We start from the raw sequence: 15,289 nt of genomic DNA on the forward strand, positions 1-15,289 counted from the left end.
TCGGTCGGCGACGGTTTTCAGGAGCGGCGGCGGGGGCGGAACAAACGCCGCCAGCCTATCACCACGCCGCTGACGGAGATGACGAGTCCGGCGAGGGACAGCGCCCACACGGCAATGTCCCACGCTGGCCGGTGCCGCAGCAGCCAGCCGAGGTCCCAACTGTGCGCGGCGTTGAACAGCCAGCGGTAGGCGCGCCGGCTGCGGTCGCTGCGGCCGAGCAGGCTGCCGTTGGCCGGGTCGATATAGGCCCAGGTTTGCGCGGCGTCGTCGAAGCGCACGCGCAGCACCGGGAACCTGCGCGGCTGGTGATGGCCGTACCAGTAGGCGTCCGGCTGCGCGAGGCGTTCGCTGCCGGCGACGCGGGCGCCGGGCACGAGGCTGGCCGCGGCCGCGGCCAGCGCCGCGTCGCTCAGCGCCGGCGTCTTGCCGTCGTCGGCGCGTATGGCGCGTATGGTGCGTACGGCAAGCCCGGCAAGCCCGTCTTCGCCCGCGTCCGCCACCAGCAGCACCGGCAGTCCCGCCTGCCACGCCATGCGGATTTCGCGCGGCGCCGCCATGCCGTCCAGGCGCGCGGCCAGCGCGCCGCCGTCGAGCTCCGGAAAGCGCGGCAGCGTCTGTCCCGCGTAGCGCTCCAGCGCGGCCTGGTCGAAGTTGCGCGCGGGGAACCACTGGTTGGGATTGACCGAAAGCCAGCCGCTGGCCAGCCACGCCAGCAGGAACAGCGCGCCGCCCAGCCCGGCCACGTGGTGCCAGGCCATCCAGCCGTGGTAGGGCGAGGTGCCGCCCGCGCTGCCGTGCGCGAAGCGGCGGCGCACGCGCAGCCGCAGCCAGCCGATCCAGATGCCGCTCACCGCCACGGCGACGCACACGCCGGAGGTCCACAGCACCACCTGGCGCCACAGTGGCGGATCGGCGCGCACCGGCGTGAAGTACAGCCAGTGCGGCACCGCCCCCAGCCAGTTCCAGAAGCGCTCGGCGCGGTTCGTGTCGCGCATGACTTCGCCGGTGCGCGCGGACACGTACAGCTCGGTGCCGGCCTCGTCGTCCAGCGCGATGCGGTGCAGCGGGCGCCAGGCGTTCAGGCCGTTGGGCACGGTCCACTGGTCGCGCGCGGCGGTCTCGACCCAGCGCGCGCCGCCGGCGTGGGCGAAGCGCGCGGCGATGTCCCGCGCGGCGGCGGCGTCCACCTGTTCGATGCGCGTGCCGTCGCGCGCGGAGACGGTATGCGGCTGGCCGCGCCAGTCGACCATGCGGTACACGGGCAGCGTGCCCATCGTCTCCAGGCGCAGGCTGCGCGGGAAGCGGTCCAGGCCCGCGCCGGCCATCGCCGCGGCGGGCGTGACCCGCACCGCCGGCAGGTCCAGCGGCGGCAGGCCGGCGTGGCGCTCGCTGTCGGTCAGCGCGGGGAACGCCACGTACATCATGACCAGCCCCGACAGGAACCACATGGCGATCAGCAGGCAGCCGGCGATCCCGGCCCAGCGGTGCACCAGGTAGAGCCAGCGGCGCGTGAAGCGCCAGCAGTGTTCCCGCCAGGACAGCGAGGGGCGCGTCATGGCCGGCCTAGAAGTAGAAGCTGGCCGACAGCTCGGCCGCGCGCGGGCGGCCCAGCAGCCATTGCCCGCCGCTGTTGCCGGAGGTCTCGGCGTAGTTGCGGTTGAACAGGTTGTAGACGCGCAGCGTCAGCGCGGCCTGGCGCGACACGCGCCACTGCAGCGACGTATCCACCACCGTGTACGAGGGCATGGCCGTGGTGTTGGCGTTGTTGGTATAGCGCCGGCCCACGTAGCGCAGGCCGCCGCCCGCCTGCCATCGCGGCGCGAACGCCCAGGTCAGCCACAGGTTGGCCGCCTGCTGCGGCACGCCGGTCGGCACGTTGCCGTTGCGCGAGACCAGCGCGCCGTTCACGCTTTCGGCGAAGTCGTCGTAGCGGGCGCGCAGCACGGTGCCGTTGGCATCCACGCGCAGGCCGCGCATCAGTTCGATGCCGAGCGACGCCTCCAGCCCGCGCGAGGACTGCTCGCCCACCTGCACCGACAACGCCGGGTTGCTGGCGTCGCGCGTGAGCAGGTTCTTCTTCACGATCTGGTAGGCGGCAAAAGTCCATTCGCCGCGCTTGTTCCAGAACGATTGCTTGACGCCGGCTTCGATCTGCCGGCCGGTGGCGAGCTTGAAGTCCTTCTGCGCGTCCGAGGTGGTGATCAGCGCACCGAGCGGGTCGGTGGCGGTGGCGTACTGCGCGTAGACCGACAGCGACGGCGTGAATTCGTAGACCGTGCCCGCGCGCCAGGTGGCGTTGTTGAAGGTGCGCGTCCAGTCGTCGCCGGTCAGCAGGTTGCCGCGCTCCAGTTGGGCGTGGTCGAAGCGCACGCCGCCGATCACCGACCATTGCCGCGTGAGCTTGAGGCGGTCCTCGCCGAACAGGGCGGCCTGCGTGGTGTGGGTGCGGTAGCGCGGCGAGGTGACCACGCCCGGCGGGCTGAAGAACTGGCCGGGGTCGAACTGGTAGGCGCCGACGGTGGAGGCGCCGCCGTAGGGCGAGTTGTTGCTGTGGGTGAAGTTGATGCGGTTGACGTCGAAGCCCACCATGGCGGTGTTGGCCATGCCGAATAACCGGCCGTCGATCTTCAGGTCGGCGCGGTCGCCGATCTGTTCCTGGTCGTGCAGGATCTCCAGGTAATCGGTGCGGCGCACCTGCCCGGTGGCCGGCAGGTAGGTGTAGGACTCCGCATCGCGCCAGTGGCGCTGGCTGGTGAGGTAGTAGAACTGGTTGCGCACGGCGACGCGGTCGTTGGGCTGCCACTCGGCCGCCAGCCGGGTCCAGCGGTCGCGGTAGGTGATGGTGCTGTCGCCCACGTTGTAGTTCTTCGTGCGCAGCGAGGTGTCCAGGCTGCCGTTGACCAGCGGCGTGCCGAGGTAGCGCATCGGATGCTGGTCGCCGTCGTCGTAGGACAGCGTGAGGTTGAATTCCGGCGACACGTCGAGCCGCACCGCGGCGGACACGTCGACGTCGCGCGATTCGCCGCGGTCCACCCAGCCGGCCGAGCGGCCGTAGTTGACGTTGAAACGGTAGGACAGGTTCTCGTTGACCGCGCCGCCGCTGTCGAAAGCCGCGCGCGCGGTGCGCTGCGTGCCCCCGGTGAGCTGCAGTTCGTTGGCGATGGGGCCGCGCAGCGGCTTCTTCGGGATCACGTTGACCACGCCGCCGATGGCGCCCTCGCCGTACATCACGGAGGCCGCGCCGCGCAGCACTTCGATGCGCTCGACCGACCACGTATCGAACGGGAAGGTCACCGTGCCGGCCGCCACGTAGAGGCGCGTGCCGTCGTACAGTTGCATGACCGAGCCCTGGCCCGAGAAGCCGCGCGCGGCGAGCGCGGTGCCGCCGTTGCCGGGCGCGCCGCCGGCGGTGATGCCGGTGGCGCGCGATACCGCGTCGCTCACGGTCAGGTCGCCGCGCTCGCGGATCACCTCGCCGGGCAGCACTTCGATGCTGGCCGGGGTCTCCAGCGGCGTCAGGCCCAGGCGGCTGCCGGTGCTGGCCGGTTCCGACAGCGACAGGCCCGGCGGCGTGGCGGCGCCGCTGACGACCACCGGCGGCAATATCGCGGTGTCTTTCCGCGCCTGCGCGCGGCCGGGAGCGTCCGTGTCGTCGGCGGCGCGGGCGGCATCCGCGCCGGCGCCGGCCAGGGCGCCGAGCGACAGCGCCAGCGCGCATTGGCGGGCCAGCGCGCGGCGGGTGGGAGTGAAGCGGAGCCGGGCAGGGCCGGGCAAGACGGTGCGGGCAAAACGAAGGCGCGCGGACATCGTGTTTCCATCGTGGCCGCGGGCGACCCCGCCCGCGGCAATGAACGAACAAGCCGCGGACGCGCGCGCGCCGGCGCCGGGCGCTTGCCCGGCAGCCTCACGCCTGGCCGCCCGTCCGCAGCCCCGGTGATGGATCGCAGGCCGGTATCCGGGCTCGCAGGGGGACGCATTGCCGCCAGGGGCGCGTCCAGGGTGCCGCCTTCCCGCGCGTTCGACGCGCAGTGGCTGCCGCTGCTTGTGAGGCGCGGCGTGACACCTTTCTACCTGCTGACCGTTGCGGGGGCAGCACAGGACTTGCCGCGGCATGGCGGCGGCGCACCTGTTTCCCGTTTAACCCCCGCCGCGCGCGGCGAACGGAGGCACCTTCGAACCAGTTGCAACCCAATTGCATAAGCAACGGGGGTGCGAGGCGGATTGTAACGGGATTTAAACAAATATTGAAAGGCGGCTTGTCCGCGAGTGTGCCAATGCGCCACAGACGGAGATGGCAGACGGACATGCCAGACGACATGGCAGACGACATGCCGGACGTGCGCCGCCGCAGCGCATTGACCCGGTGTGGCTGCACCAAGGTGAAGAATCCTGCTGCGATATCGGTGCTTCATGCGGCATTTTTACGAGGAGCCGCGGGCTTCGTGCGGAGAAGCCGCGCGTACCGCTAAAGAAGGGGAGGCGGGCTCCGATATCCGGGAAGCCGCGTGCCTTTTGCATTGCCGGCATATGCCTCGATAAAGCGAACCCTGTCATGAACCATCTGACCCTGCGAAAAAAGCTGTGGATTCCTCTCGTGCTGGCCTGGCTCGGCCTGCTCCTGCTGACCGTGATGCACGCCTTCCAGACCCGGCAGTTGCAGATGGCCGACCGCCGCGGCGAACTGGCCAACGTGGTCGACATGTCGCTGTCGCTGATCCGGGACTACGCGGAACTGGCGCGCCAGGGCAAGATGAGCGAAGACGAGGCCAAGGCCCAGGCCACGGCCCGCATCGCCGCGCAGCGCTACGGCAAGGATGGCTACATCACCATCGTGGGCGCGGATTCGGTGCTGGTGATGCATCCGATCAATGCCAAGCTCAATGGCAAGAACATGATCGATTTCAAGGACGCGAAGGGCCTGCCGCTCTACGTCGAGATCGCGGCGCGCGGCGCCTCGCCGGAAGGCGCCGGGCACCTGGACTACTGGTGGCCCAAGCCGGGCAGCGACCAGCCCAGTCCCAAGATCGGCTACGTGGCCCGCTACAAGCCGTGGGGCTGGGACCTGGTGGCAGGCACCTACATGGATGACGTGGAAGCGCAGTTCCGCTCCTCGCTTTATCAGTCGATCGGCTTGCTGGTGCTGCTCGGCTTCGTGATTTCCGGGGTGGCCACGCTGGTGATCCGCAGCATCCAGAAATCGGTGGGCGGCGAGCCTGCCGACGCGGCCGCGCTGGCCCTGCGCATGGCCGCGGGCGACCTGACCGTGCGCGCCGGCACCGCGCCGGACGACCGCGCCAGCCTGATGTACGCGATCGGCCATATGCGCGACCAGCTTGCCGGCACCGTGGCGGGCATCCAGCAGTCGGCCGACTCGATCAGCGCGGCGGCGCAGCAGATCGCCGCCGGCAACACCGACCTGTCGGGCCGCACCGAGCAGCAGGCCGCTTCGCTGCAGGAAACCGCCGCCAGCATGGAGCAGCTCACCGCCACCGTGCGCCAGAATGCCGACAACGCGGCCGAGGCCAGCCAGTACGTGGCGGACGCCGCGCAGATCGCGCAGCAGGGCGGCAGCGTGGTGAGCGAGGTGGTGGACAAGATGCGCGGCATCACCGCCAGCTCGCGCAAGATCAACGACATCATCGGCGTGATCGACGGCATTGCCTTCCAGACCAACATCCTCGCGCTCAACGCGGCGGTGGAAGCCGCGCGCGCCGGCGAGCAGGGCCGCGGCTTCGCCGTGGTGGCGGGCGAGGTGCGCAGCCTCGCGCAGCGCAGCGCGAACGCGGCCAAGGAGATCAAGGCCCTGATCGTGGAGTCGGTGGGGCAGGTCGACAGCGGCTCCGCGCTGGTCGAGCAGGCCGGCCAGACCATGGCCGAGATCGTCAGCGCGGTGGGCCGCGTGACCGCCATCATGGACGGCATCGCCTCGGCCACGGCCGAGCAGCGCACCGGCATCGAGGAAGTCAACCGCGCGGTCTCGCAGATGGACCAGATGACGCAGCAGAACGCCGCGCTGGTCGAACAGGCCAGCGCGGCCGCGGCCTCGCTGGAAGACCAGGCCGGCGCGCTGCACCACGCGGTGTCCGCCTTCCGGCTGGCGGCCTGAGGCGGGGCGCCCGGCCTGCGGGCGCGGGCGGTGGCTAGCTAGAGCAGCGACTTGCCCTGCGCCAGGATCTTGTCGCAGACCTGTCTGGTGAGCTGTTCCTTGAGGCCGCCGCCGCTGAGGTCGAACTTGCCGCCCTCGGCGCTGCTGAGGATGCCCTTGGCGCCCTCGCTGTAGCCGGGGTCGGAGGCCGGCGCGCCGCCGAGCTTGCCCATCAGCTTGTCCTTGACCGAGTCGGCGCCGCTGCCGCCGCCGAGGTAGTTGTTCTTGACGCAGAACTCGAGCACGCCGGCCACGTTGCCGGTGCTGCCCGAGGTCAGCGATTGCAGCGAAGGCATGCCGCCCCCCCCGCCGCCGAGGCCGCCGGCCAGGCCTCCCAGGCCGCCGCTGCCGCCCCCCGAGCCCCCGCCTTGCGTGGCGCCCTTGAGCAGGTCGCCGATCTGGGCGTGGACCGCGGCCGCAGGCAACAGCGCGGCCAGCAGGATCGATACGGCAGTAAGGCGGTGGAAGCGGGCTTTCATGCGAGGCTCCTTTCGGGCTGTGGAAAAGCGAGCTTCCAATATAGTGCCTCGCCGCCGCTTGTCAGGGTGCAGTGCGCCACGCGGAGGGCGTCGCCGGTTCTTCCAGCCGCCACGCCGCGCGGAACGCGTGCGGGCTGGCAAAGCCGCATTGCGCGGCAACCTGTTCCACGGGCCAGTCGCTTTCCTTCAGCAGCCGCCGTGCCAGCGCGATGCGCAATTGCTGCTGGTACTGCTTGAGCGTCACGCCGCATTGCTGCCGGAACAGCCGCGCCAGTTGCCGGTAGCTCAGCGCGAAACGGGCGGCCAGGGCCTCGTAGGGCAGCGCGTAGCCGGGCTGGGCCGTGAGGAAATCCTGTACCGCGTGAATGACCGCATGATCGTGGCTGCGGTAGCGCAATTGCGCGTCGAGCGCCGGGTCCTGGCTCAGGCGGCGGAACGGCACCACGTTGTCGCGCGCCACGCGGATTGCCGCGGGCGCGCCGAAATCCCGCGCGATCAGGTGCAGCGCAAGATCGATGCCGGCGGTGACGCCGGCCGACGTGACCAGCCCGCCGTCGTCGACCAGCAGGCGGTTGGCCAGCACCCGCGCGGCGGGGTGGCGCCGCTGCAGGCGCTCCAGGTAGTCGTGGTGGGTGGTGCAGTGGCGCCCGTCGAGCAGGCCCGCGGCGGCCAGCAGCCAGGCGCCGGTGCAGACGCTGGCCAGCGTGATGTCGCCCAGGCGCGGGCGCACCACGTCCTGCAGCCATTGCACCAGCACCCGGTTGCCGGCCGCGAGCGGTGCGCCGGGGACCAGCTTGCATCCGGCCACGATCACGGTGTCGCCGCGCGCCAGCCGGGCGGGCAAGGGCCGCAGCGCGCTCAGCGCCAGGCCCTGGAAGCTGCTCTGCTCGCGCTCCGGTCCCGTGCAGATGCACTCCACCGCGCCCAGCCCCAGCTCGCCCAGCGCGCCGAACAGTTGCAGCGGCCCGGCCAGGTCGAGCACGTGCACCTTGGGCGGCACCACGAAGTAGATCCGTTTCATGCGGTTTCGAAGCATGGCCAGTCATGCGTGGCAGGTTTTTTACGCAGATTGGCAGGTTAGCGGCTTTCCGGCGCAGTGCTTTGTTCCTACCATGGCACATAAATTACCTGACCACGCCATCCCGGGAGACATGATGCTACAACTGCGGCCCACTTGCGAACACTGCGACAAGGCGCTGCCGCCGGCGGCGACGGACGCGCGCATCTGCAGCTACGAATGCACGTTCTGCGCCGCGTGCGTCGACACCATCCTGCAGAACGTCTGTCCCAACTGCGGGGGTGGCTTCACGGCAAGGCCGGTGCGGCCCGCGCGCAACTGGAAGAACGACAACTGCCTGGCCCACGACCCGGCCAGCACGCAGAAGAAGCACAAGCCGGTCGACCCGCAGGCGCATGCGCGCTTCGCGGCGGCCATCGCGGGCATTGCGCCGGAGCAGCGCTGAGCGCGCCAGGCATCCGTCTCAGTGCGCGCCGCGCGCGCGCCGACCGCGCACCGCGAAGTCGGCCAGCAGGGCCAGCACCAGCGCCACGCCGCCGCAGGCGAAGATGAGCGCGTAGTTGTTGTGCGTGATGCCGAACAGGTAGGAGTAGCCGTAGCCGGCCAGCGCCTGGAACAGGGCGAACGCGGTGGTGGCGCGGCCCCACGCCGCGCGCTGCTCGGCGTGGTCGTGGGGCACCATCTCGTGGATGCGGCCGAGCACCAGCGGCACCACGCCGGGCGTGAACACGCCGAGGATGACCGCGGCCACGCCGATCAGCACGGCATTGCCGGACAACGCCAGCATGCCCGCGGCCAGCGCCTGCAGCGCCAGGGCGATGCGATAGGCGGCGCGGAAGCCGATGCGGTCCGCCACGTTGCCGCACAGGACCGGGCCGGCGATGGCCGCGACGCCATACAGCACCCAGTAGCCGGAGCCGACCGCCGCGCCGCGGCCCAGCCCGCGCGCCACGTAGTCGACCAGCAGCACCATGGCCGGCACCAGGCCCAGCGCGTTCGCCGCGTATTGGGCGTACAGCACCCGCATCGCAGCGCCGTCGCGGCGCGCCGGCGCCGCGGCCGCGGCCGCGGTGGCCGGGGCGGCCTGCTGCGGGGCGTTGCCGGCGGGCCAGCCGAACCAGCTCACGGCCGTGAGCACGAGCGCGACCACGCCGAGCCCGATCCACGTGTCCCGCAGGCCAAGGCGCAGCAATTGCGGGATGAGCGTGCCCGAGGCCGCGATGCCCAGGCCCAGCCCGAGGAAGATCATGCCGCCGGCAAAGCCGCGGCGTGCCGGCGGGATGTGCGGCAGGATGGTCGTCGCCACCAGCACCATGATGGCGCCGCCCGACAGGCCCGAGGCAAAGCGCCACACGAAGAACCAGCTCACCGAAAGCGGAAACGCGCAGGCAAGGAACGCGACCGTGGCGACCAGCATCAGCAGCCGCAGCGCGGTGCGGTTGGACAGCGCGCTGGCCATGGGGCGGCCCAGCAAGGCGCCGGCCAGGTAGCCGGCGAAGTTGGCCGCGCCCAGCGTGACCGCTTGCGACGAGGTGAACCAGTGCGCCTGGATCAGCGGCGGGATCAGCGGCGTGTAGGCGAAGCGCGCGAGGCCGATGGCGACCAGGCTGGCGCACAGGCCGGCCAGCATGGCGAACATCGCCCGGGTATCGAGCGGCGCCCCGGCGCGTACCGGCATGGCTATCGTGTCTTGTGGCATGGACTTCTCCTGCGGGGGACTCGCGGCCGCTGGCGGCGGCCGGCCCGGCTGCCACGTGGCGTGCGCGGCGCGTGGATTGTGTATCAAGTGATATAGAACGAGATACTATATCAACCGATACAGAATGCAAGGAGATTCTTCGGCGCGCCGGCGGGCGTGCGCCGTGGCTTTTGGGCGGCGTGCGGGAAGTGGCGGAAGGCGGCGGAAGGCGGCGTGAAATTGCCGGTCCGGGCCGCGCGCTAGCGGCGGGAAGCGCGCAGGGCTTCGATGGCGGGAATCAGCGCGCCGATATTGCCGTCCTTGACCAGGAAGGCGTCGGCCCCGGCGGCCAGCGTGGCGGCCGCGGTGCCGGGCCCGGTGTTGCCGGTCAGCACGAGGATGCGCAGCGCCGCATGGCGCGCGCGCAGTTCGCGCAGCGCGGAGAGGGCGGCGGCGCCGGCGCCGAGCAGGCCCAGGTCGACCACCAGCAGGTCGGCCGTCCCGCGCGCCAGCAGCGCGGCGAGCTGGCCGGCATCGGCGGCTTCTCCCACCACCGTCATGCCGTCCATGGTCGAGAGCAGCATCTGCAGGCCGGCCAGGACCATGGCGTGGTCGTCGGCCAGCACGGCGCGCAGCGGGGCGGGGGAGGCGTGCATCGGGGCAGTGGGCAAGGCCGGCGGCAGGTAGTGTTGTTTGTCCGGCGCGGACGGACGCGGACGAAAGCGATATTATCAGGCTCCGGTTTTCTCCGGAGCCGGCCGCCCGGCGCCCGCGCCCACCCATCCACGGATCGCCAATGCCAGCCCCAGCACCCTCCCCAGATTCGACGGCATGGCCCCGCGGCGACGCCGCCGCGCCGCACGGCTGCGCGGAGGAACAGATCGAGGCGGCCATGGTGGGGCTGCTCTACCGGCAGTCCAACGCGGTGATGTTCGCCAACTTCATCATCCCGCTGCCGGCGCTCTACGTGCTGCAGGACGGCGCGCCGCTGAAGCTGCTGCTGGGCTGGCTGGCCATGGTCTACCTGCTTACCGCGGTGCGCATCTTCAATTCGGTGCAGTACTTCCGCCATGCGCGGGCCGACGGCGCCGCGCCGCTCACGCTGGCCTCGCTGGCCGCGCCGCGCAGCCTGTCGCCGCGGGCGTGGGCGCAGCGCTTCACGGCCATGTCGTGGCTGTCCGGGCTGTTGTGGGGATTGCTCGGGTCGGCCGTCTTTCTGCCGCCCGACCCGACCCTGGTGGCCTTTTGCATCATCATCATCGCCGGCATGACGAGCGGGGCGATTCCGTCGCTGTCGGCGCGCCCGCTGACCTACGTCGGGACGATGACGGCCATGGTGCTGCCCTTCATGCTCAACTGCCTGTGGCATGGCGGTCCGCTGTACAACGTGTTCTTCGCCTTTGCGCTGTGCCTGGCCTGCGTCAACCTCTACTACTGCCGCGTGACCTACCGCAGCGTGCTCGAGGGCGTGCGCCTGCGTTTCGAGAACGTAGCGCTGATCGGCCAGCTCGAGCGCGAGCGCGACCGCGCCACCGCCGCGGACAATGCCAAGACCCGCTTCCTGGCCGCCGCCAGCCACGACCTGCGCCAGCCGGTGCACGCGCTGGGCCTGTTCGCCGCCACGCTGGCCAGCATGGCGCGGCGCGGCGACGTGGCGGCGGCGCACGCCGCCCAGGTCGCGGCCAGGATCGACGGCACCCTGGGCCATATGGGCGGCTTGCTCGACGGCCTGCTCAATGTGTCGCGGCTGGACGCCGGGCTGATGCCGGTGGCGCGGCGCCCGGTGGCCCTCGGCGCGCTGCTGCGCGAACTGCATGGCGAGTACGCCGGGCAGGCGCGCCAGTGCGGCGGCGAACTACGCGTGGTCGCCACCGACGCATGGATCGATACCGATCCGGCCTTGCTGCGGCGCATTCTCGACAACCTGCTGTCCAACGCGCTGCGCTATGCGCCGGGCGGCAAGATCCTGCTCGGCGCGCGGCGCCGGCCCGGCGGGGTCGAGATCCAGGTGATCGACCAGGGCCCCGGCATCGCGCCGGCGCAGCAGGCGCGCGTGTTCGAGGAATTCGCGCAACTGCCCGATGCGCGGCGCCACCCCGAGCAGGGGCTGGGTTTGGGGCTGGCCATCGTGCGGCGGCTGGCGGCCCTGCTCGGGCATGAGGTCAGGCTGCGCTCGGTGCCGGGGCGCGGCGCCCGTTTCTCGGTGCTGGTGGCGCGCGCGGAAGCGCCGGCCCTGCCGGTCCCGGTGCCGGCCGGCGGCGAATGCAGCGGCGCGGCGCCTGCCCACCACCGCCTCGGCATCATGCTGGTGGACGACGACGCCCGCGTGCTGGCCGCGCTGGGCGAACTGCTGGTGCTGTGGGGCCACGCCGTCTATGCCGGCACCAGCGCGGCGCAGGCGTGCCGCGCGCATGCCGCCGCCGTGGCCGATGCCGCCGATGCCGCCAGTGCTGGCGATGCGGCCGACGCCGTGCCGGTGCACATCATCGTGGCGGACTACCGGCTCGCGGGCGGCACGACCGGTTTTGCCGCCATTGCCGCGCTGCGCGACTACCTGCGGGCGGAGGTGCCGGCGCTGGTCGTCACCGGCGACACCGCGCCCGACCGCCTGCGCGAACTCGATGCCAGCGGCTTTCGCATCCTGCACAAGCCGCTTTCCGCCGAGGCCCTGCGCGAGGCGATCCAGGCGGCGGTGGTTCCGGAGCGCGGCCGGCAGGCGGCCTGACGCTGCCGGGGGCCGGCCGGACCGAGACCTCGCCGATCCGGTTCTTTCCTCTTCCCAACGGCTTTGGCTCGCCGCAGCGCGGGCTCGCCGGCATGACAGCCGTGTGAAAAACGGGATTCTGCCAGTCGGAACGGCGATTCGCTGCGAGGAAACGTCGCCCGGCCATGACATTCGACAGGAATGCCGGATGTGTTTTCATTGCTTCACTTCCCTGTCATGAACGCCGGTCACCATCGGCGCCCACAAGAGCCTTGCCAGCGCGGCCGGACCGGTACCAGACGCAGTGCACCGACACTGCCGCCCGGCCGAAGGCGCGCGGCCATGCCGGGTCAATACGTTCAAAAAAAGAAGTCACCAGGGAAGTCCAATGCGTCATACCAAATCCATCATCGGCCTGGCGGCCGCGCTGTTCGTCGCCGCCGGTTTCTACGGCTGCAACGGCAACGACGACCAGTCCGGCAATGCCCCCGCCGCGCCGGCCGCCCCGGCCGCGCCCGGCACGCCGGCCACGCCGGACGCGCCCAAGCCGCCGCCCGCGGCCGAAGTCACCGGCAAGTGGACCACCGGCGACCTGCACGTCCACACCATCGAGTCCGACGACGCGCAAAGCCCGCTGACCGCCGTGCTGGACAAAGCCTTCACCGTCAACAACCTGGACTGGACCGCGCTGACGAACCACCTGCGCCCGTCCACGCGCGACCACGAAGGCAATCCCATCGCCGGCGGCGCGGTGCCGTACTCGAAGGCGATGGCCACCTACGAAGTGCCGGTGGTCAAGCAGTTGCAGGCCGACGGCCGCTACGCCGGCAAGCTGATCTTCTCCGGCTTCGAGTGGGACATGCCCACGCATGACCACGTCAACGTGGGCATCTTCGGCGGCGCGCCGCTGGCGCCGGTGCTCAAGGCCGCCAGCGAGTTCGAGTACTTCTTCACCAACCGCCCGGACACGCAGTTCGACCCCGTCGACGTGGCGGCCTGGAATGCCAAGGGCCCGCGCAAGTTCAACACCCACGCCGACGCGATGGCTGCCTTTGCCTGGCTCAAGGACAACTATCCCGACACCAGCTACGCGTTCATCAACCATCCGTCGCGCGGCATGCCGCTCAAGTACACCGCGGCGGACTACCGCGAGATCAACGACACCGCGCCGAACATCGCCTTCGCCGTCGAAGGCATGGTCGGCAACCAGATGGAACCGGACCGCGGCGGCTTCAACACCGCCTACATCCCCGCCAACGTGAAGGCGCGCACCTACGGCGGCGTGGACTACGTGGTGGCCCAGGTGGGCGGCATGTGGGACGCGCTGCTGGGCGACGGGCGCCGCTTCTGGAACGTGGCCAGCTCGGACCACCATTTCAAGACCATCGGCGCCAACAGCAGCGGCTATTTCCCGGGCGAGTACGCCAAGAACTACGTCTGGCTGGAGAACAGCAACACCGGCATCAAGGCGGTGCTCGAAGGCTTGCGCTCGGGCAAGGCGTTCGCGGTGTTCGGCGACCTGATCAACGCGCTGGACTTCAACGCGGCCGCGGGCGCGACCAAGCGTGAAATGGGCGGCGAACTCAAGGCCAAGGCCGGCGAAACCGTGACCGTGACGATCCGCTTCAAGAGCCCGGACCGCAACAACTACGAGTACCCGCTGGACAGCGGCGTGAACGTCAACGCCAGGCCCACCGTGGACCACATCGACCTGATCGCCGGCGACGTGACGCCGCGCGCGGCGGCCGGCACGCCGGGCTACAACAAGGAAACCAACGACTCCACCAAGGTCATCGCCACCTTCACCAAGGCCGACTGGAAGCTGGACAAGGACGGCTACAACACGGTGACGTACACCTACACCGCGTCCAAGAGCCAGTACTTCCGCCTGCGCGGCACCAACCTCGGCATGAACGTGCCGGGCGAGACCGCCAACGGCAACCCGCTGGCGGACGACCGTACCTCGGTCACCGAAGACGTGGCGCGCTTCAACACCATCAACGCGCGCAACTACAACGACCTGTGGTTCTACTCGAACCCGGTGTTCGTGACGGTGGGTTCGTAAGGCGCAAGGCGCGCGCGTGGCTACTGCGTCTGCCGCTCCAGCACGTCCCACAGTTCCAGCAGGGTGGGATTGCCGGCGTGCGCGGCGCGGTAGGCGCAGATGTCCAGCGCGGACTGCAAGCCGGCATCGCCGGCCGGCACCAGCGTGCCCGCGGCCAGCGCGTCGGCCGCGGTGGTGCGCGGCAGCCATGCCACGCCGTGCCCTTCGATGGCCATCTTCATCAGCAGGATGGCCATGTCCGCCTCGTAGCAGCGCTCCAGCGGGCGGCGCGGCGGCGTGTTTTCCAGGATGACTTCCACCACGCGGCCCAGCGTGGTGCCGGCGGTATAGGCCAGGTAGGGAATCGGCTTGCTGCCGTTGCCGCCCAGCGAGAACAGCGGCCCGCCGCGCAGGTTGGGCGCGCTCAGCGGCATCAGCAGGTCGTGGCCCACCGTCAGGCTGCGGAACTTGTCCGCGTCGAGCGAGACCGGCACGCGCGCATGGTTGTAGCCGAGCATCAGGTCGCAATTGCCTTCCGACAGGGCTACCACGGCCTCGAGCACGTTGGCGGCCACCACGCGCGCGTTGAACTGGCCGTAGCGCGCCTGGCAGGCCTTGAGCCAGGCCGGCAGGAAGGTCAGCGACAAGGTATGCCCGGCGGCGATCTGGATGGCCTTGCCCGGCATGCGGCTTTCCTGGCGCAAGGTGGCGCGCGCGTCCATCAGCAGGGTCAGCGCTTCGCGGCCGCTGGCGCAGAAGGTCTTGCCGGCCGGGGTGAGGTCCAGCGGGAAGGTGTTGCGGTCGACCAGCACCGCGCCGGTCCAGTCCTCGAGCGAACGGATGCGCCGCGAGAGGGCCGACTGGGTGATGTGCCGCAACTCGGCGGCACGCGAAAAACTGCGGGTCTTTTCCAGCACCAGCAGGTCATCGATCCATTTCAGTTGCATGGCTTGGCGCCTCGGGGTCGGGGGAGGGGCGGCGGGTTCGCCGCGGGTATTCCATTTTCGCATAGGCCTATGGCCGATCCGCATCCCGCTGCCGGCGGGGGCGGCCTAGAATCGTCCATTCCCATCAGCCGACATATCGCCTCAGGCGAAGCAGATCCAGCATGACAGGGGGCGCGCAAGCCGGCGGGTAAAGCGGCCGCGCCCTGGAACGTTCCGACTCTACCTCGGCAGTCAACGTCTTTCCCGACGCTTTCCGGAGCTACCCTGATCATGT

The 15,289-nt window shown here is 70.6% G+C and carries 11 protein-coding genes and 1 riboswitch; of the genes, 4 read left to right on the plus strand and 7 right to left on the minus strand.

Translation table 11 applies throughout. From position 1 onward, the window contains the following. Window positions 1–17: 17 nt before the first annotated feature. Window positions 18–1,556 (minus strand): PepSY domain-containing protein, encoded by a 1,539-nt coding sequence (locus ACKI2N_RS25660; RefSeq protein WP_420991621.1) that lies wholly within the window; start codon window positions 1,554–1,556, stop codon window positions 18–20. A 7-nt stretch (window positions 1,557–1,563) separates the two neighbouring features. After that, window positions 1,564–3,807 (minus strand): TonB-dependent receptor, encoded by a 2,244-nt coding sequence (locus tag ACKI2N_RS25665; RefSeq protein WP_420991622.1) that lies wholly within the window; start codon window positions 3,805–3,807, stop codon window positions 1,564–1,566. 122 nt (window positions 3,808–3,929) lie between these two features. Further along, window positions 3,930–4,189, minus strand: a riboswitch (cobalamin riboswitch). A 363-nt stretch (window positions 4,190–4,552) separates the two neighbouring features. Here ACKI2N_RS25665 and ACKI2N_RS25670 point away from each other — a divergent pair. Further along, window positions 4,553–6,106 (plus strand): methyl-accepting chemotaxis protein, encoded by a 1,554-nt coding sequence (locus ACKI2N_RS25670; protein ID WP_420991623.1) that lies wholly within the window; start codon window positions 4,553–4,555, stop codon window positions 6,104–6,106. A gap of 38 nt (window positions 6,107–6,144) precedes the next feature. On the opposite strand, the gene ACKI2N_RS25675 is transcribed toward ACKI2N_RS25670, so the two are convergent. Together ACKI2N_RS25675 and ACKI2N_RS25680 are read right to left on the minus strand one after the other, a co-directional pair. Continuing rightward, a complete protein-coding gene (locus ACKI2N_RS25675) occupies window positions 6,145–6,624 on the minus strand; it encodes a DUF2501 domain-containing protein (protein WP_420991624.1) in 480 nt (159 codons plus the stop codon). Window positions 6,625–6,685: 61 nt separating this feature from the next. Beyond that, window positions 6,686–7,645: a GlxA family transcriptional regulator gene (locus ACKI2N_RS25680; protein ID WP_420991625.1), complete on the minus strand. Its 960-nt coding sequence runs from the start codon at window positions 7,643–7,645 to the stop codon at window positions 6,686–6,688. Between the two features lie 133 nt (window positions 7,646–7,778). Here ACKI2N_RS25680 and ACKI2N_RS25685 point away from each other — a divergent pair, with 133 nt between their 5' ends. Then, a complete protein-coding gene (locus ACKI2N_RS25685) occupies window positions 7,779–8,087 on the plus strand; it encodes a DUF1272 domain-containing protein (protein ID WP_420992057.1) in 309 nt (102 codons plus the stop codon). A gap of 18 nt (window positions 8,088–8,105) precedes the next feature. Here the strand turns inward: ACKI2N_RS25685 and ACKI2N_RS25690 are convergent, their stop codons facing one another. Next, the gene (locus ACKI2N_RS25690; RefSeq protein WP_420991626.1) at window positions 8,106–9,341 is read right to left on the minus strand and encodes a YbfB/YjiJ family MFS transporter; all 1,236 of its coding nucleotides are present in this window, start codon (window positions 9,339–9,341) and stop codon (window positions 8,106–8,108) included. 239 nt (window positions 9,342–9,580) lie between these two features. Next, entirely contained in the window at window positions 9,581–9,976 is a 396-nt protein-coding gene (locus ACKI2N_RS25695) for a response regulator (RefSeq protein ID WP_420991627.1), read from the minus strand. Window positions 9,977–10,116: 140 nt separating this feature from the next. Between ACKI2N_RS25695 and ACKI2N_RS25700 the strand changes: the two genes are divergently transcribed. Next, a complete protein-coding gene (locus tag ACKI2N_RS25700; protein WP_420991628.1) occupies window positions 10,117–12,045 on the plus strand; it encodes an ATP-binding protein in 1,929 nt (642 codons plus the stop codon). Window positions 12,046–12,412: 367 nt separating this feature from the next. Further along, window positions 12,413–14,089, plus strand: coding sequence for an S-layer protein (locus ACKI2N_RS25705; RefSeq protein WP_420991629.1), 1,677 nt, complete (start codon window positions 12,413–12,415; stop codon window positions 14,087–14,089). 20 nt (window positions 14,090–14,109) lie between these two features. On the opposite strand, the gene ACKI2N_RS25710 is transcribed toward ACKI2N_RS25705, so the two are convergent. Continuing rightward, on the minus strand, window positions 14,110–15,015 hold the full coding sequence (locus ACKI2N_RS25710) for a LysR substrate-binding domain-containing protein (RefSeq protein WP_420991630.1): 906 nt from the start codon (window positions 15,013–15,015) through the stop codon (window positions 14,110–14,112). Between the last annotated feature and the right edge of the window lie 274 nt (window positions 15,016–15,289).

Source organism: Cupriavidus sp. 30B13, assembly GCF_049059565.2.
Lineage (GTDB): Bacteria > Pseudomonadota > Gammaproteobacteria > Burkholderiales > Burkholderiaceae > Cupriavidus.